The organism is Streptomyces sp. NPDC039609, assembly GCF_055596705.1.
This window is the reverse complement of the sequence record NZ_JBVIUJ010000012.1, coordinates 83,850-106,370: the sequence shown is the minus strand read 5'-3', so window position 1 is coordinate 106,370 and position 22,521 is coordinate 83,850. Positions and strand designations below refer to the sequence as shown.

Annotated in this window: 21 protein-coding genes; 4 read left to right on the top strand and 17 right to left on the bottom strand. The window is 70.0% G+C overall.

Features of this window, described 5'->3' with window-relative positions; translation table 11 throughout:
• Positions 1-88: 88 nt before the first annotated feature.
• On the bottom strand, positions 89-409 hold the full coding sequence (gene fdxA, locus ACZ561_RS30920) for a ferredoxin (protein WP_003985062.1): 321 nt from the start codon (positions 407-409) through the stop codon (positions 89-91).
• A 112-nt stretch (positions 410-521) separates the two neighbouring features.
• Between fdxA and ACZ561_RS30915 the strand changes: the two genes are divergently transcribed.
• Complete coding sequence (locus ACZ561_RS30915; protein ID WP_471001237.1) at positions 522-1,523, top strand: GNAT family N-acetyltransferase; 1,002 nt, start codon at positions 522-524, stop codon at positions 1,521-1,523.
• Positions 1,520-2,356, top strand: coding sequence for a transglutaminase family protein (locus ACZ561_RS30910; RefSeq protein WP_471001234.1), 837 nt, complete (start codon positions 1,520-1,522; stop codon positions 2,354-2,356). The genes ACZ561_RS30915 and ACZ561_RS30910 overlap by 4 nt, the downstream gene beginning before the upstream one ends.
• A 221-nt stretch (positions 2,357-2,577) precedes the next feature.
• On the opposite strand, the gene ACZ561_RS30905 is transcribed toward ACZ561_RS30910, so the two are convergent.
• Positions 2,578-2,886: a hypothetical protein gene (locus ACZ561_RS30905; protein WP_471001231.1), complete on the bottom strand. Its 309-nt coding sequence runs from the start codon at positions 2,884-2,886 to the stop codon at positions 2,578-2,580.
• 240 nt (positions 2,887-3,126) lie between these two features.
• Here ACZ561_RS30905 and ACZ561_RS30900 point away from each other — a divergent pair, with 240 nt between their 5' ends.
• Positions 3,127-4,257, top strand: a complete 1,131-nt coding sequence (locus tag ACZ561_RS30900; RefSeq protein ID WP_471001228.1) for a Kelch repeat-containing protein — start codon at positions 3,127-3,129, stop codon at positions 4,255-4,257.
• Between the two features lie 72 nt (positions 4,258-4,329).
• On the opposite strand, the gene ACZ561_RS30895 is transcribed toward ACZ561_RS30900, so the two are convergent.
• The 5 genes from ACZ561_RS30895 to ACZ561_RS30875 all read right to left on the bottom strand — a co-directional run bounded on the left by ACZ561_RS30895 (position 4,330) and on the right by ACZ561_RS30875 (position 9,024).
• Positions 4,330-4,938: a hypothetical protein gene (locus ACZ561_RS30895; protein WP_471001225.1), complete on the bottom strand. Its 609-nt coding sequence runs from the start codon at positions 4,936-4,938 to the stop codon at positions 4,330-4,332.
• A 252-nt stretch (positions 4,939-5,190) separates the two neighbouring features.
• Positions 5,191-7,365 carry a peptidoglycan binding domain-containing protein gene (locus ACZ561_RS30890; protein WP_471001223.1) on the bottom strand — a complete coding sequence of 725 codons (2,175 nt, stop codon included), beginning with the start codon at positions 7,363-7,365 and terminating at the stop codon, positions 5,191-5,193.
• Positions 7,366-7,538: 173 nt separating this feature from the next.
• Positions 7,539-7,886, bottom strand: a complete 348-nt coding sequence (locus ACZ561_RS30885; protein ID WP_376445793.1) for a DUF6113 family protein — start codon at positions 7,884-7,886, stop codon at positions 7,539-7,541.
• Positions 7,880-8,773, bottom strand: coding sequence for an N-acetyl-1-D-myo-inositol-2-amino-2-deoxy-alpha-D-glucopyranoside deacetylase (gene mshB, locus ACZ561_RS30880; RefSeq protein ID WP_471001220.1), 894 nt, complete (start codon positions 8,771-8,773; stop codon positions 7,880-7,882). The genes ACZ561_RS30885 and mshB overlap by 7 nt, the downstream gene beginning before the upstream one ends.
• A gap of 56 nt (positions 8,774-8,829) precedes the next feature.
• Positions 8,830-9,024: a hypothetical protein gene (locus ACZ561_RS30875; protein ID WP_137993529.1), complete on the bottom strand. Its 195-nt coding sequence runs from the start codon at positions 9,022-9,024 to the stop codon at positions 8,830-8,832.
• 166 nt (positions 9,025-9,190) lie between these two features.
• On the opposite strand from ACZ561_RS30875, the gene ACZ561_RS30870 reads away from it, so the two are divergent.
• Positions 9,191-11,365, top strand: a complete 2,175-nt coding sequence (locus ACZ561_RS30870; protein ID WP_471001217.1) for a S9 family peptidase — start codon at positions 9,191-9,193, stop codon at positions 11,363-11,365.
• Between the two features lie 27 nt (positions 11,366-11,392).
• Here the strand turns inward: ACZ561_RS30870 and ACZ561_RS30865 are convergent, their stop codons facing one another.
• From ACZ561_RS30865 to ACZ561_RS30820, 10 genes are all read right to left on the bottom strand, one after another.
• Positions 11,393-12,325 carry a hypothetical protein gene (locus tag ACZ561_RS30865; protein ID WP_471001214.1) on the bottom strand — a complete coding sequence of 311 codons (933 nt, stop codon included), beginning with the start codon at positions 12,323-12,325 and terminating at the stop codon, positions 11,393-11,395.
• A gap of 252 nt (positions 12,326-12,577) precedes the next feature.
• Positions 12,578-13,618, bottom strand: a complete 1,041-nt coding sequence (locus tag ACZ561_RS30860) for an ABC transporter ATP-binding protein (protein ID WP_471001211.1) — start codon at positions 13,616-13,618, stop codon at positions 12,578-12,580.
• The gene (locus ACZ561_RS30855; RefSeq protein WP_471001208.1) at positions 13,611-14,585 is read right to left on the bottom strand and encodes an ABC transporter ATP-binding protein; all 975 of its coding nucleotides are present in this window, start codon (positions 14,583-14,585) and stop codon (positions 13,611-13,613) included. The genes ACZ561_RS30860 and ACZ561_RS30855 overlap by 8 nt, the downstream gene beginning before the upstream one ends.
• Before the next feature lie 6 nt (positions 14,586-14,591).
• Positions 14,592-15,587: an ABC transporter permease gene (locus ACZ561_RS30850; RefSeq protein WP_471001205.1), complete on the bottom strand. Its 996-nt coding sequence runs from the start codon at positions 15,585-15,587 to the stop codon at positions 14,592-14,594.
• Positions 15,580-16,503: an ABC transporter permease gene (locus tag ACZ561_RS30845; RefSeq protein ID WP_471001202.1), complete on the bottom strand. Its 924-nt coding sequence runs from the start codon at positions 16,501-16,503 to the stop codon at positions 15,580-15,582. The genes ACZ561_RS30850 and ACZ561_RS30845 overlap by 8 nt, the downstream gene beginning before the upstream one ends.
• Before the next feature lie 82 nt (positions 16,504-16,585).
• Positions 16,586-18,211: a peptide ABC transporter substrate-binding protein gene (locus ACZ561_RS30840; RefSeq protein ID WP_471001199.1), complete on the bottom strand. Its 1,626-nt coding sequence runs from the start codon at positions 18,209-18,211 to the stop codon at positions 16,586-16,588.
• A 152-nt stretch (positions 18,212-18,363) separates the two neighbouring features.
• Positions 18,364-19,512: an ABC transporter ATP-binding protein gene (locus tag ACZ561_RS30835; RefSeq protein WP_471001196.1), complete on the bottom strand. Its 1,149-nt coding sequence runs from the start codon at positions 19,510-19,512 to the stop codon at positions 18,364-18,366.
• Positions 19,505-20,563 carry an ABC transporter ATP-binding protein gene (locus ACZ561_RS30830; protein ID WP_471001193.1) on the bottom strand — a complete coding sequence of 353 codons (1,059 nt, stop codon included), beginning with the start codon at positions 20,561-20,563 and terminating at the stop codon, positions 19,505-19,507. Before ACZ561_RS30830 ends, ACZ561_RS30835 begins: the two co-directional genes overlap by 8 nt.
• A 14-nt stretch (positions 20,564-20,577) precedes the next feature.
• The gene (locus tag ACZ561_RS30825) at positions 20,578-21,537 is read right to left on the bottom strand and encodes an ABC transporter permease (RefSeq protein ID WP_471001190.1); all 960 of its coding nucleotides are present in this window, start codon (positions 21,535-21,537) and stop codon (positions 20,578-20,580) included.
• Positions 21,530-22,462 (bottom strand): ABC transporter permease, encoded by a 933-nt coding sequence (locus ACZ561_RS30820; protein ID WP_471001504.1) that lies wholly within the window; start codon positions 22,460-22,462, stop codon positions 21,530-21,532. Before ACZ561_RS30820 ends, ACZ561_RS30825 begins: the two co-directional genes overlap by 8 nt.
• Positions 22,463-22,521: the final 59 nt, after the last annotated feature.

The window sequence follows — 22,521 nt, the reverse complement described above, 5'->3', positions numbered from 1 at the left end:
ACTTCCTCGTACGTACGGGGGTGACGCGTCGGGAAACGCGTCGGTCCCGTACAGCGGGCGAGGCCGTACGGGACCGAGGGCGGGTGATTCAGCCGTTCTGCGGCGGCAGAGCGGCGATGAAGGGGTGGTCGCGCTCGATCAGGCCGAGCTTGGAGGCACCACCGGGCGAACCGAGCTCGTCGAAGAACTCGACGTTCGCCTTGTAGTAGTCCTTCCACTCCTCCGGGGTGTCGTCCTCGTAGAAGATGGCCTCGACCGGGCACACCGGCTCACAAGCACCACAGTCGACGCATTCGTCCGGGTGGATGTACAAGGACCGGGAGCCCTCGTAGATGCAGTCGACGGGGCACTCCTCGATGCAAGCCTTGTCCTTGACGTCGACACAAGGCTGCGCGATGACGTAGGTCACGCTGTCGTTCCTCCTCGGTAGGGCTGGTCTGCGCGGGAGCGCGGCGTCGTCGATGCCCGCCCCTAGTATCTCCGTTCTTGGGGACGATCCGAACAGGAGGGGCGGAGAAGCTGTGGAATTCACCGCTGGAGGGCGCCTTGAGGTGCGTATTACCCGCACTGACGTGGGAAAACGTGTCTCAGTTCGGTACGTGACGGAGTCCGGTGCCCCGGGTGAACGCTTCACCGACGCGGTCGGCGTTCTCACATCATGGGACGCGGGTGTGCTGCTGATCACACGCAGGACCGGTGAGACTGTCCGGATCGCGGAATCCACGCTGGTCGCGGGCAAGGTGGTCCCCGCCGCCCCGGCCCGCCGACGCGGTCCCGCGACGTCCTTCGAGGAGCTGGCGCGGGTGCTGGCGCGGGCATGGGAACCGGTGGAGAGCGAGCCGCTCGGGGAGTGGACCCTGCGGGCCGCCGCCGGATTCACGCGACGGGCCAATTCGGCCCTGCCGCTCGGCGATCCGGGGCTGCCCCTCGACGAGGCGCTGGAGCGGGTACGCGACTGGTACGCCCAGCGCGGCCTCCCGGCGTACATCCAGACGGCGACCGGCGCCGAGGGCACGCAGGAGCTGCTCTGCGCGGAGCTGGAAAGGCGCGGCTGGCATTCGGAGGTCTCGGCGGAGGTACGGACCGGAGGGCTGGCACCGATCGCGGACCTGGACGCGGACGTGTCCTCCGTACTCCTCTCCCGGTCCCTGGACGCCTCCTGGCTCGGGCGCTACAACCGGTCCGGCGAGCCCGGCCCGCACGTGCTGAAGGTGCTGACCGGCGGCCCGAGTGTGTGGTTCGCGTCCGTACCGGGCACGGAAGACATACCGGCCGCGATCGGACGCTGCGTGGTGGACGGTCGCTGGGCCGGGTTCATGGCGGTGGAGGTCGACCCCGCGTACCGGCGTCAGGGCCTGGCCACAGCCGTCATGACGGCGCTCGCCCGGCAGGCCCTCGACGAGGGCGCGTCGGCGGCCTGGCTCCAGGTGGAGAAGGAGAACGACGGGGCGCGGGCGCTGTACGAGGGCATGGGCTTCGCGGTCCATCACCACTACCACCACTACCGAGCGGCGGAGGCGTGAGCGAGGTGACCGACGTGACCGGCCGGCGGCGGGAGTTCGCGCAGGAGGCCCGTGCACGGCGCCCTGATCTCGCGCGGCTCTGTCTGCTGATCGGCGCGGAGGCGGACCCGGCGGTCACGGAGGCCGACCTCGACGCGGCGGAGATCGAGCTGGACCGGCTGGCCGGCGAGCTGCCGTACGGCATCCGCGACCCCGAGGAGTGGGTGGCGGCGCTCGCCCGGCTGCTCGGCGGCCGGTACGGCTTCCAGGGCGTCCCGGCCGACTACCAGCGCCTGGAGTCCTCACTGCTCCACGAGGTCCTCGTGCGGAGGCGGGGCCTGCCGATCCTGCTGTCGGTGGTCTGGATGGAGGTCGCGCGCAGGGCGGGTGCGCCGGTGTACGGGCTCGGCCTGCCGGGCCACTTCGTCGTCGGCTTCGGCGACCCGTCGGCCCAGGTCCTCGCGGACCCCTTCGCGGGCGGCCGGGCGATGACGGGCATCGACGCGGAACTCCTGGTGGCGGGCGCGACGGGCGAACCCCTGGAACCGTCGATGCTGCGCCCCGCGGACCCGCTGGAGATCGTTCTCCGCATCCTCAACAACATCCGCGCCTGGGCCACACCCCGACCGGAACGCTCGGCCGTCGCACTGTGGGCCGTGGAACTCTCCCTGCTCCTCCCCTCCCATCCGGCCCGCCTCCGCTACGAACACGCGGAGCTGCTGGTCCAGCGCGGCGAGTTCCTCGCGGGCGCGGCGGAGATGGAGGCGTACGCGTCAGTCGTGGACGCGGTGGAACCGAGCGCGGCTGCGTCGATCCGGAACAGGGCACAGGCGGCGCGAGCGCTGCTGAACTAGCGCGGCCACGAGGTCGTACCCGCCGCTCACACCTCGTCCGCGTTGCGGCGACCTCGGCGAGGGACGCCTCCCGTTCGACGACCTCGTAGAACGTCACCCATCCATGAGCCCCACTCCGGGTCCTCCCCCCAAGGGGAGGGGCAAGGGGGTGGAGTGGGGGCCCACGGGGGGGCAGGGCGCCCGCACCAGGAGCCTCGGAAACCCGGACCCCACCAGCACGCTCACACCACGGCCGTCAGCGCCGCCAACGTCGCGAACGGGGCGAGCACCAGTGGGGCCGCCGGGAGCCAGTGGCGGCGGAGGACGACGTCCACCAGGGCCACGAGGGCGAGGACGACGGCAGCCCCCAGCGCTGTGAGGAACATGACCGGGCCCCCGTGGTCGAGCGTCGTGTAGTCGCAGGATCCCGAGAACCTGGGGGCGTACGACTCCTCGATGCTCCGGCAGTCCATGGGTGCGAACTCCGTGAGCAGCCACCAGACCCCGTACAGCGGGAGGACCGCCGGGAGGCCGATCAGGAGGTTGATCACGACCGCCGCCCACCCCGGCCAGAAGCGCGTCAGCGTCCTACCGCCCTTCGTGCCGTGACCGGAAGTGCCGACGTGCGCAGCCGGCCGTGCGCATGCCATCGGCACGCGCTGCCGAATGTACCGCCGAACGCATGCCGGACCTGCGCCAACCAGTGGATTCCCGCGAGTAGGGAACGGCCCCCGCGGCGTGTCGGGCAGGCATCACGGCATATCCCATGCCGCCCGGCCGAGGAGTTCAGCGTGTCACTCATCAACAGTTCGTCCGCACCGACCGGCACCAGGCGCCGCTGGAGGCACCTCCTGCCGGCCATGCTTCTGGCCGCATTCGGCATCCTGCTCCACGCGCCGCCCACGTCGGCCGGCAGCAGCGGTACGACGTGGACGACGTTGCCGTCGATACTCGAGGCCCGCTCGGAGCACGGCTCGGCGGCCGCCCCGTGCCCGCCTGGCCAGAAGGGCACCTGTGTCTACACCGTCGGCGGTGCCGCTCCCGCCGCGAGTGGCGCACTCCGCTCGTACAACCCACTCACCGGGGCGTGGTCGACTCTGCCTTCGTTGCCCCAGCCAAGGAGGCAGCTGGGGGCGGCAGCGGCGCCCTGCCCCGCCGGACAGAAGGGCATCTGCGTCTACGCCGTGGGCGGCCGAAGCGCCACCAGCGCAGCTGTGAACACGGTGGACTCGTACAACCCGGCCACCCGGGCCTGGACCTCGGTCCGCCCGTTGAGCAACGCCAGGTCATTGGCCGGCACGACGTCGGCGCCCTGCCCCGCGGGACAGAAGGGCATCTGCGTCTACACCATGGGTGGCTTCGACGGCGTCGCCACCGAGCCGTCGGTGGAGTCGTACAACCCGGCCACCAACGCCTGGTCCACACTCACCAGTCTGAACACACCCCGTCTGGGCCTGGCCGCGGCGGCTGCCGATTGTCCCGCGGGGCAGACCGGCGCGTGCCTGTACGCCATCGGCGGCGTCCTCGGCGGCGCCTCCACGAACGTGGTGGAGTCGTTCAACCTGAAGGCCCTGGCCTGGGGCCCGGTGGCCCAGCTGCCCACGGGCCGGTCCCAGCTCGGAGCGGCGTCGACAGACTGCCCACCCGGACAGACCGGAAGCTGCGTCTACGCGGTCGGCGGCGCCTCGAGCGAGACGCTGGGTGCTGTCGCGACGATGGAGTCGTACAACCCGACCTCCGACGCATGGACGACCCTGCCCTCGATGCCCACACCGCGTGATGATCTCGCGGCTGCGGCGACCGACTGCCCGCCCGGCATGACCGGCAGCTGCATCTACGCCACTGGGGGGTCCGACAGCGGCGGCAACCTCGCCACGGTGGAAGCTCTCGACCCGCCGCCCACCGCCCACCGGGCGAAGTGAGCACGCGAGCGTGAGAAGGACGGAGCGCCCGCCCGGAGTCCGGGCGGGCGCTCCGTCCTTCTCACGCTCGTGTCAGACGCTCGGGACGCCTCCCGCGTCGGGGCAGCCCATGGCCAGCGCGAGGCGGTGCGACAGGTCCTGCAGGACGCGGATGTTCGCCTCCTTGGGGCTCTTCTGGCGCGGGCGGGATCCGTAGACCAGCTCCGCGTGGACGATGGGTGTGCCGACGCCCTTCACCTCGCAGGCGAACCACAGGTCGGCGTCCCCGTCGCCGCCTTCCGCCAGCAGCCCGACGGGAAGGCGCGCCGCCGCGACCACCTCGGGCTGCGGCGCGGGTACCCGGTCGACCTCCTCGAACAGCACCGTCATCCTCGACGGGCTCTCCTCGGGGTCCTCCACATCCGGCTCGATCACGCAGTCGGTCCGCGCCCCGCCGCCTTCGACCTCGGGGTCGTGCAGCAGCTCCTTCAGCGAGTCGGCGACCCCGTACGAGCGGTACTCGAACCGCTTCGTCTCCGAGATCTGCTCCAACGCCCTCGCCGCCTTCGGCGACAGGCCCCCGCACACCGCGCTCGCCTGCACGGTCAGCGTCGCGGACTGCCCCGGGTCGCTACTGCCACAGGCCACGACCGACATCACCAGCCCCAGGCCACCCACGGCCCGCCACGCCCCACCCGCCACGCTCACCCCTCAAATGACACGAGTTCCCACATTCACCCCAGCAAGTCTCATCACCTCGGAGGCCCTCGGATCGTAGTCACGCAGGCCGCATACAAGACCGCCCCACCTGAGGAATTCGCATTCATCTCGCATCTTCACAAGCCGCGCACGATAGGTTCACGATCGCAACCATCCGATAGAGCGGAAGAGCCCCACCCGGTATGCCGGGTGGGGCTCTTCCGCTGGTGGCCGACTCGCGAGCCGTACGGGGCGTCAGCCCTCGCCGTCGAGGTCGATGACCTTCGTCCGCTCGGCCGCGGTCTTGCCCATCAGGGCGTCGCGCATCACGAAGGCGACGTCGTCGGCGGAGACCTGGTGCTTCTTGCCGTCGGCCTTGGTGATCATGATGCCGTCGAAGACACCGTCGAGGAGCTTGTCGATCGCCTTCTTGTCGTAGACCTCCACCAGGCGGCCGTTGACGGGCTTCATGGAGAGGATCTGCGGCAGCGACCGCGCCGGGCCGAACTTGATCTCCTTCTGGCCGGCCTTGATCACGATCACATCGGACATCGCGGGCTCGGCGAACTCCTTCATCGCCCGGTCCAGCTCGGTCTGGGTGATGGCGGGCTGGCGCGTGACGACAGGCAGCTCGACCGGCTTCGACCGGCCCGTCTCGACCTGAGCGCGGAAGGCGTCCCTGACGAAGATCATCGAGCGGGCCACGTCCAGGGCCTTGCCCGGCTTGCCCGGCACGGCGGTGACCTTGCCCGGGGAGAACCTGATCGTGCCCTCGGTGGCCGAGCCGGACGCGCCGGAGACGTCGGTGAGGGCGACGGCCAGCTTCTCCTCGTCGACCGGGAGCTTCGGCTCGGCGACGCGCTCGCCACCGAAGAGGGTGCTGATCACGGAGACGGGGTTGTAGTCGCTGCCCGCTGCCGCGCGGACGGTCTCCTGGCTGTCGAGGGAGAGACCGGCCTTGTCCGGGGAGAGCGCGACCGTCTTCCCGCCGATGTTGAGCTGGAGGGGGGCGTGGGCCCGCTTGCCGAGGGCGGTCTCCAGCTTGTTGACCGCCTCCTCCTTCGTACCGCCGCCGATGTCGACGCCGAGGACGGTGGTGCCCTTGGGGACGTCGGAGTGGTTGAGGAGCAGGCCGGCGCCGTAGGCGACGCCGACGAGGCCGAACACGCCGACGCCGACGAGGACGAGCTTGGAGCGGCCCTTCTTCGCCGGGGCGGAGGAGGACGCGGAGGGCGTCGCGGGCCGGGGCCCGGCAGGCGCCGGGGCGCCGCCGACGACCTCGGGGGCCGAGAAGCCGTGCTCCGAGGCACGGGGCGTCCGGTCGGGGCCCGAGGGCACGACGGGGATGCCACTGGTGAGCGTGTCCCCGGAGACGTGGCCGCCGGGGCCCGTGCCAGGCGGCGTGATCGGACCGGGGCTCTGCGGGGTCAGGACGGCGGTGTCGTCCGACATGCGCGGCGGTCCCCCGAAGGGACCGCCGGCGAGGGACCCGCCACCGACCGGACCGCCCGCGAGAGGTCCGCCGCCGATCGGTCCGCCGCCTGCCGGAGCGCCGCCCACCGTGCTGTTGCCGGTGACGGGGCCGGTGGTCGGGCCGGTGGGTGCCTGCGGGGCGCCCGGGGAGTACGGGCCGCCGTCGGGACCGTACGTGGCCTCGTCCTGCGGGGGCGTCGTGAGGAACATCGGCGTACCGGCCGCGGGCGTCGCCGAGATCGAGGCACCGCCTATGGTCGGGATGCCGCCGGTCGCGGGTCCCGCGAAGCCGGAGCCGCGGGCCGGGCCACCCCCGGCCGGGGGCCGCGGGCCGGGAGGAGGCGTGCGTCCGGGCGCGCCGGAACTCCCACGAGGACCGCCACCGGGGCCGCCACGAGGGCCGGCGCCAGGACCGGCACCCCTGCCCGAGGGCGCACCGGGCACCGAAGGCCCGGAGGGCGCGGACGGCGTAGGGGGCGCGGCCGGGGCCGCCGGCGCGGCGGGGGCGGCCCCCTTGCGCGGGGCGAACCAGTCGCTGGTCGGCTTCTCCTCCGCCTTGGGAGGCTCCACCGGAGCCGGCGGCTCAGGCGCAGGTGCCGGTGCAGGCGCGGGGGCCGGTGCGGGGGCCGGTGCGGCCGGGGCGCTCTCGCGCTTCGGCGCAGGCACGTCCGCGTCCGCGACCGGCTTGCGGACCACCACGGGCGGGATCGGCCGCGAACCCGGAATGTTGATCCGGATCCGGGTGGTCAGCGTGGTCTCGGTCTTCGGCTCCTCCGGCTGCGGCGGAGCGGGCACGGCGGAGGCGCCGGCCGGGTCGTCGGCCCCGTCCTGCGTGGGGTGGAGCGACGGATACTGGCGGGATCCGTACGGCGGTGTACCCGAGGGGTACGCGGCTCCACCGCGCCCCTGGGCGCCGGAGGACGAACTGTCAGTCTCTCGACCAGTTTCACGACTCAAAGCAGGTTCTCCCGGTTGGCTCCACCGCCCGCTCTTGCTGGTGCTCGTGTACCCGGGCGGCTCGGCGGCGCGCACCACCATACTGGCCGTCGCCGACAGGCACCCGACGGCCGGGGATCGAGCACGGGGCATTCCGGCCGAAGTCCGGGCGCCCTTCGCTCAAGTCGGCCTGTTCATGGGGCCGGTCGCGGCAGCCGCGCCATGGTGGCACACATCACAGCGATGGCCATGCCTCCAAGAAGGTAGATCATCTCGGCGACCCCGCCCGCGAAGACCCCGTCGCCTTCCGGCCGTCCGAGGCTGAGCAGCACGATCGTCACCAGCCAGCCGACTCCCGGGAGGACGATGCCCAGCTGGGTGTCGGTGGCGCGCAGCCCGCCGTAGAACACGCCTGCGGTGGCGAGCAGCGCGAGAATCAATCCTCCCGGGAACCAGGCGGTTTGGGCGAGCGAGCCGGCAGCGCCGACCAGTGCGCCGAGGACGAGGAGGAATACGTACCAGACGACCCGGACGTTCACGATCCCTCCACACCTGCGAAAAGGTCGGTCTCGCGCACGCCGGCCGGTGTGCCCGGTGCGCCGCTGACCAACTGGTAGTACTCCGTGGTGAAGATCGGCTGTCCCAGATCGTTCGAGAGTGCGAAGAACGGCCCGTCGACGGCGATTTGGGTGACATGCGCCCGCATCGCGGCGGTCTTGCGGTCCAGGTGTCCCGCTCCCCCGTCGATCTCGGCGGTGATCAGGGAGTCGTCGACGACTCCGGGGACGTCGTCGATCTCGGCGATGCCGGGGAAGTCGGCGCCCTCGGCACGAAGCCGGGCGAAGGCGGTCTCGGCGACCGGGCGCGGGACCCGGTTCCAGTAGATCTTCGCGATCGCGTGCGCAGGGCCGAGGTCGGGGCGGTACGAGGCGTCCGCGGCCAGCTCGGCGGCGCGCATGGCGACGCGGTGGGCCTGGATGTGGTCGGGGTGGCCGTAGCCGCCGTCGGGGTCGTACGTGACCAGGACCTGCGGCCGGGTCTCGCGGATGATCTCGACGAGATACGGGGCGGCGGTGTCGACATCCGTGTTCCAGAAGGCGTTCTCGCGCCGGTTCTGCTCGACGCCCATCATTCCGGAGTCGCGGAAGCGGCCGGGGCCGCCGAGGAAGCGGTGGTCGGTGACGCCCAGCTCCTTCATCGCGGCGGCGAGTTCGCCGACGCGGTGGGCCCCGAGCCGGTCCTCCCGGTCGGGTGCCAGATGGGCGAGCTCGGGCGGGATGACCTCGCCCTCCTCGCCGAGCGTGCAGGTCACGAGGGTGACCAGCGCGCCCTCGGCCGCGTACCTGGCCATCGTGGCGCCGTTGTTGATCGACTCGTCGTCGGGGTGCGCGTGCACCAGGAGCAGACGACGGGCTGGGAGAACCGTCATGGCCCCACCCTACGAGGCAGGGCCCGGATCGAGACGGCGGGCCGCGAAACGGCAGCTCAGAACTTGAGGCCGCCGATCATGCCCGCCACGTTCGTGGTGAGCGTGCTGATGGACGGGGCGATGGACGAGCTCGCCAGGTAGAACCCCAGGAGCGCGCAGACCGCCGCATGTCCAGCCTTCAGCCCGGATTTCCGGATCAGCAGGAAGACGACGATCGCCAGCAGCACCACCGCCGAAATCGAGAGTGCCACGGCGGTTCACCTCCACACTTCTTCGGTCGGATATTCGGACGGTCAGGTCGGCGAGCATGTGCCAGCTGTCACCTACCCACCCAGCGCTACGGATCATAACTATGTGTGGCACCGCATTGATGGTGTACGGGGGCACAGGGGGGCGCACAGCGCTAGGTTCGGTCGCATGACCTCCAGGCAACAGCGGTCGTTCCCGCTCTCGTTCCCTCGTCAGTACGCCCGGACTCAGCGCTTCACCCTGGGCGTTCCGCGTGCGTTCTCGGTGTCCCCGGACGGTGAGCGGGTGGTGTTCGTACGCTCCTCGTCGGGTACGGACCGCTCGCACAGCCTGTGGGTGCTCGACCTCGGCGGTCGGGCGGACGAGGCGCGGGAGCGGGTCGCGGCGGAGCCGGAGGCGCTGCTCGAGGGCGCGGCCGAGGAGTTGTCGACGGAGGAGCGCGACCGGCGGGAGCGGAGCCGCGAGGGTTCGGGCGGGATCGTGTCCTACGCGGTGGACGGGGCCGTGGAGTTGGCCGCGTTCGCCCTGTCGGGGCGGCTGTTCGCGGCGGAGCTGAGGGCGGGGACGGCGCGCGAACTGCGGGTGCCGGGGCCGGTGATCGATCCGCGGCCGTCGCCGGACGGGCGGCACATCGCCTATGTGACGCGGGGCGCGCTGCGGGTGGTGGGCGCGGACGGGGAGGGTGACCGGGCGCTGGCGGAGCCGGAGGACACGCATACGACGTACGGTCTGGCGGAGTTCGTGGCGGCCGAGGAGATGGGGCGCTCGCGGGGCTTCTGGTGGTCACCGGAGGCGGACCGGCTGCTCGTGGCGCGGGCGGACGACCGGCCGGTGCGGCGGTGGTGGATCGCGGATCCTGCGCATCCGGACCGGGAGCCCCGAGTGGTGCCGTATCCGGCGGCGGGGACGCCGAACGCGGAGGTGCGGCTGTATGTCGTGGATCTGGCCGGGGAGCGCACGGAGGTCGACTGGGACCGGGACCGGTATCCGTATCTGGCCCGGGTCCACTGGTCCTCGGACGGCCCTCCGCTGATCCTCGTACAGGCCCGTGACCAGCGCACTCAGCTCCATCTGGCGGTGGACGCGGAGACCGGGGCCACGCGGACGGTGCATGCGGACGAGGACCCGGTGTGGCTCGAGCTGCTGCCGGGGGTGCCGGCCTGGGCTCCGGACGGGCGGCTGGTGCGGATCGCCGACGAGGGCGGGGCGCGGGTGCTCGCGGTCGGTGACCGGGCGCTGACGAGTGCGCAGCTCCATCTGCGGGCCGTCCTCGACATCGGCGAGAACGACGTCCTGGTGTCGGCGTCGGCGGGCGAGGCGGCGGAGCCGGAGACCGGCGAGATCCATGTCTACCGGGTCAATGAGCTGGGTGTGGAGCGGGTCTCGGAGGGGGCCGGGATTCACTCGGCGGTGCGGGGCGGGGCGGTGACGGTGCTGTCCTCGGCCCGGCCGGACGCGCCGGGGAGCGTGGCGCGCGTGCTGCGGGACGGCGAGCAGGTGGCGGTGATCGGCTCGCACGCCGAGACGCCGGTGCTGTCGGCGCGGGTACGCCTGGTGGAAGGGGGCGCACGGCGGATTCCGTGCGCCGTCCTGCTCCCCTCGGGGTACCGGGAAGGTGACGGACTACTCCCCGTACTCATGGATCCGTACGGGGGTCCGCACGGGCAGCGGGTGCTCGCCGCGCACAATCCGCATCTGACGTCCCAGTGGTTCGCCGACCAGGGCTTCGCCGTGATCGTGGCGGACGGACGGGGCGCTCCGGGCCGGTCTCCCGCCTGGGAGAAGGCGATCGCGAACGATCTGACGCCCACCCTCGACGACCAGGTCGAGGCGTTGCAGGCGCTGGCGAAGGACTTCCCCCTGGATCTGGGGCGGGTGGGGATCCGGGGCTGGTCGTACGGCGGTTATCTCGCGGCGCTCGGGGTGCTGCGGCGGCCGGACGTCTTCCACGCGGGCATCGCGGGGGCGCCGCTGTCGGACCTGCGGCTGTACGACACCCACTACACCGAGCGGTATCTGGGGATGCCGCAGGACAGCCCGGAGGTCTACGCGGCGAACTCGCTGGTCACGGACGACGGTCTGTCGGCGCCGGAGAACCCGGCGCGGCCGTTGATGATCATCCATGGTCTGGCCGACGACAATGTGGTCGTGGCCCATACGCTGCGGCTGTCCTCGGCGCTCCTCGCGGCGGGGCGACCCCATGAGGTCCTGCCGCTGACGGGTGTCACACACATGACCCCCCAGGAGCAGGTCGCGGAGAACCTGCTCCTGCTCCAGGTGGACTTCCTCAGGCGCTCGCTGGGCCTGTCGGCGGGTCAGGGCGCGTCGGGCCCGAACACCTGACGGCCGCTGTCGGAGGTGCCGCGGCCGTCACCAGCCGGGCGGCCGCTGCGCGGGTGGGGCCGGCGGAAGGGCGGCGACGGGGCGGTACGGGACGCGGCGGGGCTGTCCCGGGCGCGCGAGCAGCACGAGCACGGCCGCACCCACGAGGAGCGCGAACACCGAGGTGAGGGCGGCGAGCCGGGTGTCGGACTCCAGGTCGGCGAAGTGGGAGAACCACTGGGCGCGCAGAGCCGTCGCCACCCCGCCGACCCCGTAGCCGGCGAGGAGCAGTCCGGTGAGCAGGCAGACCGGCCGGGCGTGCGTCGCACGGCCGAAGGCGCTGCCGGCGGCGGTGAGCAGCAGCAGGGTGAGGACGGCGTTCAGCCAGCCGGGCGGGACGGCGAGGGCCGGCAGCAGCAGCGAGCGGCCGCCGGTGAACCGGTCGACGGTGAACTCCACCGGAAGGACGCGCGCCCAGTACACCTCCCAGGCCGCCCAGACCAGCGCGGCCACCGCGCACAGCGTCCCGGCGGCGACGGCGGGCCCGGTACGCGGCGGGGTGGGTCCGTCGGCGTTGCCCGCGCCGTCGTCACGCCGGCCCGCTGCGGCGGTGACGACGAGCCCGGTGGCGAGGGCGAGCGTGATCAGGGTCGTGACGAGCGCGTCGACACCGGTGGCCCACAGGCCGGGCAGCCGTAACGCCAGGGTGACGGCCCCGGTGGCGGCGAGCGCGGGCGCGGCCGAGGAGGACCGCAGCGCGGCGAAAGCGGTGGCGGCGCAGGCGATGAGCAGGAGGGGGTCGACCAGCGAGGTGGCGGCCCGGCGCCGCAGCAGGAAGGTGTGCTCCCCCGCCCAGTACCAGGTGAGTTCGGCCGGTGAGCCGAAGGCCGCGAGGTCGCGCAGGAGCCAGACGGCGATGACGAGTGCGAGCGCGCCGCAGAGCGCGGCGCCGGTGAGCCGTGCCGGTCGAGTCACTGTCACGGAGCCGATACTCACCGCTACCACGCACCGAAACAAGCGGTTCCGCATATCCGACCGGCAAGGTGTCAGGTAGGGCGAGTGAGCTGCCGTATGACAGGCGGCCGGCCGGGGCGACATGCGCGTCCCGGCCGGCCTACGGCACCCGCACGGCCGTACGCTGTCGAGCCTGCCGCGTTCGTATATCGGAGCCGGGTCGGGCAAGTTGCCTGGTCGTTAAAGAATGTGACGGCTGTTCCGACGGCAGCGACCCGGCTACTGCGACTCGTCGTCCGTCGGCACCACGTGCTTCTCCTCCGCGAAGTGGCAGGCCGAGTCGTGCTTCGCCGGGGTGTCCGTCAGCCGGAAGACGGCCGGGACCGCCAGCTCGGGGACCTCCAGCTCGCAGCGCTCCTGCGCCTTCCAGCAGCGGGTGCGGAAGCGGCAGCCGGAGGGGATGTTGGCCGGCGAGGGCACGTCGCCGGTCAGGATGATGCGGTCGCGGTGCTCCCGCGCGTCCGGGTCGGGCACCGGGACCGCGGAGAGCAGCGCCTGGGTGTACGGGTGCGTGGGGTGGTCGTAGATCTGCGCGTCCGTGCCGATCTCCACGATCCGCCCGAGGTACATGACACCCACCCGGTCGGAGATGTGCCGGACGATCGACAGGTCGTGGGCGATGAAGACGTAGCTCAGCGAGAACTCGTCCTGGAGCTTCTCCAGGAGGTTCACCACCTGCGCCTGGACGGAGACGTCGAGCGCCGAGACCGGCTCGTCCGCGACGATGATCTCCGGCTGGAGCGCGAGGCCGCGGGCGATGCCGATGCGCTGGCGCTGACCGCCGGAGAACTGGTGCGGATAGCGGTTGATGTACTCCGGGTTGAGCCCGACCACGTCGAGCAGGTCCTGGACCTTGCGCCGCCGGTCCCCCTTCGGGGCGACCTCGGGATGGATCTCGTACGGCTCTCCGATGATGTCGCCGACCGTCATCCGCGGGTTGAGCGAGGTGTACGGGTCCTGGAACACCATCTGGATGTTGCGGCGGACCGCGCGCAGGGCCTTCGGGGACAGCTTGGTGATGTCCTCGCCCTTGTAGCGGATCGAGCCCGAGGTCGGGCGCTCCAGGTTGACCAGCATCTTGGCGACGGTCGACTTGCCGCAGCCGGACTCGCCGACGATGCCGAGGGTCTCCCCCGCCGTCAGGTCGAAGTCGACGCCGTCGACGGCCTTGACCGCGCCGACCTGCTTCTTGAAGAGGATGCCCTGCGTCAGCGGGTAGTGCTTGTACAGGTCCCGGACTTCGAGGATCGGCTCAGCCACGGAGGGCCTCCTGCCAGAAGTGGCACGCGCTGCGGCGTTCCTCCGACACTTCGTACAACGGCGGCTCGTCGGTGCGGCACACGTCCCGGGCGAGCGGGCAGCGCGGGTTGAAGGCGCAGCCGGGCGGGATGGCCAGCAGGTTCGGGGGCAGGCCCTTAATCGCGTAGAGCTCCTGGCCCTTCTGGTCCAGGCGCGGGATCGAGTCGAGCAGACCGCGGGTGTAGGGGTGGGCGGGCGCCTTGTAGATCTCGTGGACGGGGGCGGTCTCGACGATCCGGCCCGCGTACATGACGGCGATCTTGTCGGCGACGTCGGCGACGACGCCGAGGTCGTGGGTGATGAGGATGAGGCCCATGTTGAGCTCCCGCTGGAGCTCGGCGAGGAGGTCCATGACCTGGGCCTGGACGGTGACGTCGAGGGCGGTCGTCGGCTCGTCCGCGATGATCAGCTCCGGTTCGAGGGAGAGCGCCATCGCGATCATGATGCGTTGGCGCATTCCGCCGGAGAACTGGTGCGGATACTGCCCCACGCGTTCCTTGGCCGCCGGGATGCGGACCCGGTCCATGAGCTCGACGGCCTTGGCGCGGGAGTCCTTGCGTGACATGCCCTGATGGACCTGGAACATCTCGCCGAGCTGGTCGCCGACGCTGATGACGGGGTTGAGCGAGGACAGGGCGTCCTGGAAGATCATCGCCATCTTGGCGCCCCGGACCTTGCGCCGCTCCTCCTCCTTGAACGTCAGCAGGTCCTGGCCCTGGAAGAGGATCTCGCCGCCGGTGATCTTTCCCGGCGGGATGTCGAGGATGCCCATGACGGCCTGGGCCGTGACGGACTTGCCGGAGCCGGACTCGCCGAGCACGGCCAGCGTCTCGCCGGCGTCGACCGAGTAGCTGACCCCGTTGACGGCCTTGGCCACCCCGTCCCGGGTGTGGAACTCCACGTGCAGATCGCGCACTTCGAGCAGCATGGGCGCCTACCTCAGCTTCGGGTCGAGGGCGTCGCGCACCGCGTCGCCGAGCATGATGAACGCGAGCACGGTGATGGCGAGCGCGCCCGCCGGCCAGAGCAGCATGTGCGGTGCGACGCGGATGTACTGCGAGGCCGCGGAGATCTCGATGCCCCAGGAGACGGTCGGCGGCTTCAGCCCGACGCCCAGGTAGGAGAGGGTCGCTTCGAGCGAGATGTACGTACCGAGGGCGATGGTCGCCACCACGATGACCGGCGCGACGGCGTTGGGCGTGATGTGGCGCAGCAGCATCCGGGAGTTGGAGGCGCCGAGCGCCCGGGCCGCCTGGACGTAGTCGTTCTGTTTGGCGGTGATGACCGAGCCGCGGGCGATGCGGGAGATCTGCGGCCAGCCGAGGAGCACCATGAAGCCGATGACGGGCCAGATCGTGGTGCTGGTGACGACCGACAGCAGGACGAGTCCGCCGAGAACGACCGGGATGGCGAAGAAGACGTCGGTGATCCGGGAGAGGACGGCGTCCGAGCCGCCGCCGAAGAAACCGGCCAGGCCGCCGAGGACCGAGCCGAGGATCGCGACGCCGAGGGTGGCGAGGACGCCGACGGTCACGGAGGTCCGGGCGCCGTACACGGTACGGGTGTAGACGTCGCAGCCCTGGCCGTTGAAGCCGAAGGGGTGGCCTGGCTGGGAGCCCTCCTGCGCCTTGGAGAGATCGCATTGGAGGGGGTCTCCGCTGGCGATCAGGGAGGGCCAGATGGAGATGACCACCAGGAAGAGGATGATCAGGCCCGAGATGATGAAGACCGGGTTGCGGCGCAGGTCGTGCCAGGCGTCGGACCACAGGGAGCGCGGCTTGCCGCCCGGGCCGGTGCCGAGAGGGCCGCCGGGGGTCTTCTCCAGGGACTCGCCCTCTTCCATGGCGAGATCCGTGCCGGCGCCCGCCCCCGTGTGGTCGATGGCTCGCCCGTCGTCGAACGGCTCATGCGGCTGAAGAGGCTCAGGCATAGCGGATCCTCGGGTCAAGGACGGCGTACAGGAGGTCGACGAGCAGGTTGGCCACCAGGAAGACCAGGACGAGGACGGTCACGAAGCCGACGACGGTCTGGGTGTTCTGGCGCACGATGCCCTGGTAGAGCTGGTAGCCGACGCCATGGATGTTGAAGATCCGCTCGGTGACGATGGCGCCGCCCATCAGCGCGCCGATGTCGGCGCCGATGAAGGTGACCACGGGGATGAGCGAGTTGCGCAGCAGGTGGCGGGTGATGACCCGGCGGCGCGGCAGGCCCTTGGCGGTGGCGGTGCGGACGTAGTCGGCGCGCTTGTTCTCGGCGATGGAGGTGCGGGTGAGCCGGGTGACGTAGGCGAGGGAGACGGAGGCGAGGACGAGGCCGGGGACGATCAGTTCGTTGAAGGGGGCCTCGGGCGAGACGGCGGGCTTGATCCAGCCCCACTTCACGCCGAGCAGCAGCTGGAGCAGCAGGCCGGTGACGAAGGTCGGGATCGAGATCACGACGAGCGTGAGCACCAGCACGGTGGAGTCGACGGGGCGGCCGCGGCGCAGGCCGGTCAGCACGCCGAGGGTGATGCCGATGACGATCTCGAAGAAGATCGCGACGATGGTGAGCCTGATGGTGACGGGGAAGGCGCTCGCCATCAGTTCGGTCACCGGCTGGCCGTTGAAGGCCGTACCGAAGTCGCCGGTGAAGAGATTGCCCATGTAGATCAGGTATTGCTGCCAGACCGGCTTGTCGAGACCGAACTCCTTCTCCAGCTGGGCGGCGGTCGCCGGGTCGCAGGCGCGGTCGCCGCAGAGGCCGGCGATGGGGTCGCCCATCACGTTGACCATCAGGAAGATCAGCAGGGTGGCGCCGATGAAGACCGGGATCATCTGCAGCAGACGCCGGATCACATAACGTCCCATGAGGGGCTCCGGTGGTGTGGGGAAGTCGTACGGCCCGGCACGCGGGGGAACGCGGGGCCGGGCCGTACGCCGACGAGCTGCGTCAGCCGACCTTGATCTCGTTGTAGACGGGGACGCTGAACGGGTTGAGCGCCACGCTGGACACGCGCTCGGAGTAGCCGGCGCTGCCGTTCTGGTACCAGAGCGGGATCGCGCCCATGTCGTCGCGGAGGACCTCCTCGGCCTGCTGGAAGGTCTGGACGGCCTTGGCGATGTCGGACTCGGCGTTGGCCTGGTCGACGAGCTTGTCGAACTCCGGGTTGCTGTACTTGCCGTCGTTCGACGAGGCGTTGGTGTAGTAGAGCGGCTGGAGGAAGTTCTGGATGAGCGGGTAGTCCATCTGCCAGCCGGCCCGGAACGGGCCCGTCATCTTCTGCGTGCTGACCTGGCTGCGGAAGTCGGCGAAGGTGCCGATCGGGTTGCCGACGCAGGCCGTGTTGTTGCCGAGCGCGTTGTTGATGGAGTTGCAGACGGCGTCCACCCACTCCTTGTGGGAGCCGGTGTCGGCGTTGTACGAGATCCTCATCGTGCCGCCGGGGATGCCACCGCCCTCGGCCACCAGCTTCTTCGCTTCCTCCGCGTTGAACGTGCAGAAGTCACCGCAGATGTCCTTGAAGCCGCCGTCCTCGCCGAGGACCGGGGAGGTCCAGTCGACCGCGGGGGTCCGGGTCTTCTGGAAGATCGTGTCGGTGATCTGGTCGCGGTTGATCGCCATGGAGAGACCCTGGCGGAGCTTCTCCTGGCCCGGCTTGTTCCACGCGGGGTCGTAGAACGGGAACGAGAGGGTCTGGATGATGCCGGCGGGCTCGTTGATGTACCGGTCGCCGAGGTCCGCCTGGACGTTCTTGAGCTGGGAGGCGGGGATGTCGTCGACGAGGTCGAGGTTTCCGGCCGTCAGGTCGGTGTAGGCGGTGTTGTTGTCGGTGTAGACCTTGAGGGTCACGCCGCCGTTCTGTGCCTTGTCGGCGCCGGGGTAGCCGTCCCAGCGCTTGAGCTCCATCTGCGAGCCCTTGGTGTACGAGTCGATGGTGTAGGGGCCGTTGCCGATGGGCTTGTTCAGCCAGCCGGCGTGGTCGTCGAAGAACGCCTGGGGCAGCGGGGCGAAGGCCGCGTAGCCGAGGGTGACGGGCCAGGTCGAGAACCTCTGGGTGAGCTTGACGGTGAACGTCTTGTCGTCGACGACCTTGAGGCCGGACATGGTCTCGGCGGTCGGCTCGCCCTGCTCGGGGTGGACCTGGTCGTAGCCCTCGATCTGACCGAAGAAGGTGGCGTTCTTCTGGTTGTTCTTCAGGCTGGCGCCGTAGTTCCAGGCGTCCACGAAGGACTTCGCGGTGACCTGCTCGCCGTTGGAGAAGGTCCAGCCGTCCTTGACGGTCACGGTGAAGTTGATCGAGTCCGTCGTCTCGATGTTCTCGGCGAGCATGTTCGTGGCCTCGCCGGTCTTCGGGTCGTACTGGATGAGCCCCCGGAAAATCATCGAAAGGACCTTGCCGCCCTGCACCTCGTTGGTGTTCGCGGGCTCCAGCGGATTCTGCGGGTCACCCCACGAGGAGCTCACGATCCCATCGGCGCCACTTCCGCCTCCGTCGCCGCCACCGCCGCAGGCGGTCGCCATGAGGGCGACGGCGGCGGCCAATGCGGCCCACTTGGCATGCGTGGCTCCGCGCATGAGGTGCCTCCTGAGTGTCCCAAGTCTTACGTAGGCCCCAATATCACCCCAGTACGAGCGGTATGCACCTTATTGACATCCATCCGTTGAAACGCGTCGAGGGCGCCCGGACCGATGTGGTCCGGGCGCCCTCGACGCGTACAGCGGGAGAACTACGCCGCGTGGATGACGTCCTTCTCCTCGGCGAAGTGGCACGCCGACTCATGCGCGGCCGGGGTGTCCTGACCCTGGAAGCGCTCGGGGATCGCCAGGAGCGGGATCTCCGTGGAGCACTTCTCCTCGGCCTTCCAGCACCGGGTGCGGAAACGGCAGCCCGACGGCGGGTTGGCCGGCGAGGGGACGTCACCGGTCAGGATGATCCGCTCGCGACCCTCACGGGCCTCCGGGTCCGGGACGGGGACCGCCGACAGCAGCGCCTGGGTGTAGGGGTGCGTCGGGTGGTCGTAGATCTGCGTGTCCGTACCGATCTCGGCCATCTTGCCGAGGTACATCACGCCGACCCGGTCGGAGATGTGCCGGACGATCGACAGGTCGTGCGCGATGAAGACGTAGGAGAGGTTGAACTCGTCCTGCAGCTTCTCCATCAGGTTGATGACCTGCGCCTGGACGGAGACGTCCAGGGCCGAGACCGGCTCGTCGCAGATGATGATCTCCGGGTTGAGCGCGAGGCCGCGGGCGATGCCGATGCGCTGGCGCTGACCGCCGGAGAACTGGTGCGGGTAGCGGTTGATGTACTCGGGGTTCAGACCGACCACATCGAGCAGCTCCTGCACCTTGCGGCGCCGGTCGCCCTTCGGGGCCACCTCGGGGTGGATGTCGAAGGGCTCGCCGATGATGTCGCCGACCGTCATACGCGGGTTCAGCGAGGTGTACGGGTCCTGGAACACCATCTGGATGTTCCGGCGCACGGCCTTCAGCGCGCGGCCGGACAGCCGGGTGATGTCCTGGCCCTTGTAGAAGACCTCGCCCGCGGTCGCCCGCTCCAGGTTCATCAGCAGCTTGGCGACCGTGGACTTGCCACAGCCGGACTCGCCGACGATGCCGAGGGTCTCACCCTGGTAGAGGTCGAAGGAGACCCCGTCCACGGCCTTGACCGCGCCGACCTGCTTCTTGAACAGGATGCCCTGGGTCAGCGGGAAGTGCTTGACCAGGTTGCGCACCTGCAGGATCGGCTCACCGCGCTCGACCGGCGCCTCGATGGCGGCTACGGCCTCCGCCTCGCTCGCGGCGTCGACGGTGTGCACGTCGGTGACGTTCGGAGTCGCGTCCGCGGCCTCATCGTTCTTGCTGAGCTCAGCCATGGATCGTCTCCTTCCAGAAGTGGCAGGCGCTACCGCGGCCCGGCAGCTCCGTGCCGTCCTGCTCGGTGACCGGGGCGAGAGCCGGGATCTCCGTGCGGCAGATGTCGTCGGCCTTCGGGCAGCGCGGGTTGAAGGCGCAGCCGGCGGGCACCCGGAGCAGGTTGGGCGGCAGGCCCTTGATCGCGTACAGCTCCTGGCCCTTCTGGTCCAGGCGCGGGATCGAGTCGAGCAGACCCCGGGTGTACGGGTGGGCCGGGCGCTTGTACAGCTCGTGCACGGGGGCGGTCTCGACGATCCGGCCCGCGTACATGACCGCGATCTTGTCCGCGACGTCGGCGACGACGCCGAGGTCGTGGGTGATCAGGATCAGGCCCATGTTGTATTCCTGCTGGAGCTCCGCGAGGAGGTCCATGACCTGGGCCTGGACCGTCACGTCGAGCGCCGTGGTGGGCTCGTCGGCGATGATCAGGTCCGGCTCGAGGGCGAGCGCCATGGCGATCATGATGCGCTGGCGCATACCGCCGGAGAACTGGTGGGGGTAGTCGTCGACCCGCGCCGCGGCGGCGGGGATCTTGACCTTGTCCATCAGCTCGATGGCCTTGAGCTTGGCCTCCTTCTTGGAGAGGCCGTGGTGCACCCGGAACATCTCGCCGAGCTGGTAGCCGACGGTGAGGACCGGGTTGAGGGACGACAGCGCGTCCTGGAAGATCATCGCGATCTTGCGGCCGCGGATCTTCCGGCGCTCCTCGTAGGACATCTTGAGCATGTCCTCGCCGCGGAAGAAGATCTCGCCCTGCGGGATCTTGCCGGGCGGCATGTCGAGGATGCCCATGATCGCCTGCGCGGTGACGGACTTGCCGGACCCGGACTCGCCGAGCACGGCGAGCGTCTCGCCGGCGTTCACGCTGTAGTTGACTCCGTTGACCGCCTTGGCCACACCGTCGCGGGTGTGGAACTCCACGTGCAGGTCACGGACTTCGAGCAGTGGACCGTTGTAGTCGCCGCCCCCGCGCGGGGCGGGGACGCTCGCGGTCTTGTCAATGAGGCTCACGATGTACGCCCTCCTCAGCGCAGCTTGGGATCGAGGGCGTTGCGTACGGCTTCGCCGAGCATGATGAACGCCAGAACAGTGATGCTCAGCATGATCGACGGGTACAGCAGGATGTGCTGCGACGTACGGATCGACTGAACACCGGCGGAGACGTCGACACCCCACGAGACGATGGGCGACGAGAGGCCCAGGCCCAGGTACGACAGGGTCGCCTCGGCCGAGATGTAGCCGCCGAGCGCGATGGTCGCGACGACGATCACCGGAGCCATGGCGTTCGGCAGGATGTGCCGGATCAGGATCCGGGTCGTGCCTGCGCCGAGCGCCTTCGCCGCGTGGACGTAGTCCGCCTGCTTGACGGTGATCACGGCACCGCGCATGACGCGGGCGATCTGGGTCCAGCCGAGGAACGCCAGGGCGAAGACGACCACCCAGATCGTGCGCTCGGTGAAGGACTGCAGGACGACCATGGCGCCGAGCAGGAACGGGATGCCGAAGAAGATGTCGGTGAGCCGCGACAGGATCGAGTCCATGAAACCGCCGAAGTAGCCGGCGAGCATGCCCATGATGCCGCCGATGACGGTGACGATCAGGGTGACGCAGATGCCGACGATGACCGAGGCACGGGTGCCGTAGATCAGGCGGGCGTAGACGGAGCGACCCTGGATGTCGTAGCCGAGCCAGCCCTCCGAGCCGATCTTGCCGAGCTCCGGCTTGCCGACGTAGTGGTTGACCAGGTCACCCGTGGTGGGCGAGGCGCTGGTGAACCAGCCGGGGAAGGCCGTGATGACGAGCAGGATGAAGATCAGCACCGACGACACGAGGAAGTACGGGTTGCGGCGCAGATCCGCCCAGGCGTCGCCCCAGAGGCTGCGCGCCTTCTCGGTCTTCTGCTTCTGGGCTGCAGGCTCTGCCGCGGAGGGGGGTGCGACAGCGTCCTCGACTGCGGTGGCAGCGGTCTTGGTCACGTCAGGCATAACGGATCCTCGGGTCCAGGACCGCGTACAGCAGGTCGATGAGCAGACTGGTGACGAGGTAGACGAGCACCAGGACGGTGACGAGACCGACCAGGGTGGTGCCCTCACGCCGGACGATCGACTCGTAGATGAGGCCGCCGACACCCTTGATGTTGAAGATGGACTCGGTGACGACCGCGCCGCCCATCAGGGCGCCGATGTCGGTGCCGAGGAAGGTGACGACGGGGATCATCGAGTTGCGCATCAGGTGGACGCCGATGACCCGGCGCCGCGGCAGACCCTTGGCGACGGCCGTACGCATGTAGTCGGCGCGCAGGTTCTCCGCCATGGAGGTACGGGTCAGTCGGGCCACGTAGGCCAGTGACAGACCACCGAGCACGATCGCGGGCGCGATCATCTCCGACACGAGCTGGTCGTTGCTGACGTTAGGAGCGATCCACTCCAGCTCGAACGCGAAGACCATCTTGATGATGAACGCGAGGACGAAGACCGGCACCGAGATGATCAGCAGCGTGAAGATCAGGACGGCGTTGTCGGCCAGGCGGCCGGCACGCATACCGGCGATGACGCCGAGCGCGACGCCGAAGATCAGCTCGAACGCGAAGGCCAGTGCGGCCAGTTGCAGAGTGACCGGGAACGCGTCGCCCAGAACCTCGGTGACCGGACGCCCGTTACGGATCTGGGTGCCGAAGTCGAGGTGGACGATCATGTCCCACATGTAATTGAAGTACTGCTGCAGGATCGGCTGATCCAGCCCCAGCTCGTGTCTGATCTTGGCCACGGTCGCCGGGTTGGCGGCCTTGTCGCCGAACAGACCCGCCACGGGGTCGCCGGGCAGGCTGTAGACCATGAGGAAGATCAGCAGGGTTGTCCCGATGAAGACCGGGATCATCTGGAGCAGTCGTCGTACGACATAGCGCCCCATCATGCCTCCGTTGAGATGTGACAGCCGCAGCGCTACGAGCCCTCCCTCGGCAACCGCGC

Bases quoted from the DNA above. Each gene is read 5' to 3' on its own strand.
- mshB (WP_471001220.1), bottom strand. From the start codon at position 8,773: ATGACGGTTCTCCCAGCCCGTCGTCTGCTCCTGGTGCACGCGCACCCC.
- ACZ561_RS30840 (WP_471001199.1), bottom strand. From the start codon at position 18,211: ATGCGCGGAGCCACGCATGCCAAGTGGGCCGCATTGGCCGCCGCCGTC.
- ACZ561_RS30825 (WP_471001190.1), bottom strand. From the start codon at position 21,537: ATGCCTGACGTGACCAAGACCGCTGCCACCGCAGTCGAGGACGCTGTC.
- ACZ561_RS30855 (WP_471001208.1), bottom strand. From the start codon at position 14,585: ATGCTGCTCGAAGTGCGCGATCTGCACGTGGAGTTCCACACCCGGGAC.
- ACZ561_RS30820 (WP_471001504.1), bottom strand. From the start codon at position 22,462: ATGGGGCGCTATGTCGTACGACGACTGCTCCAGATGATCCCGGTCTTC.
- ACZ561_RS30870 (WP_471001217.1), top strand. From the start codon at position 9,191: ATGACCTCCAGGCAACAGCGGTCGTTCCCGCTCTCGTTCCCTCGTCAG.
- ACZ561_RS30850 (WP_471001205.1), bottom strand. From the start codon at position 15,587: ATGCCTGAGCCTCTTCAGCCGCATGAGCCGTTCGACGACGGGCGAGCC.
- ACZ561_RS30835 (WP_471001196.1), bottom strand. From the start codon at position 19,512: ATGGCTGAGCTCAGCAAGAACGATGAGGCCGCGGACGCGACTCCGAAC.
- ACZ561_RS30845 (WP_471001202.1), bottom strand. From the start codon at position 16,503: ATGGGACGTTATGTGATCCGGCGTCTGCTGCAGATGATCCCGGTCTTC.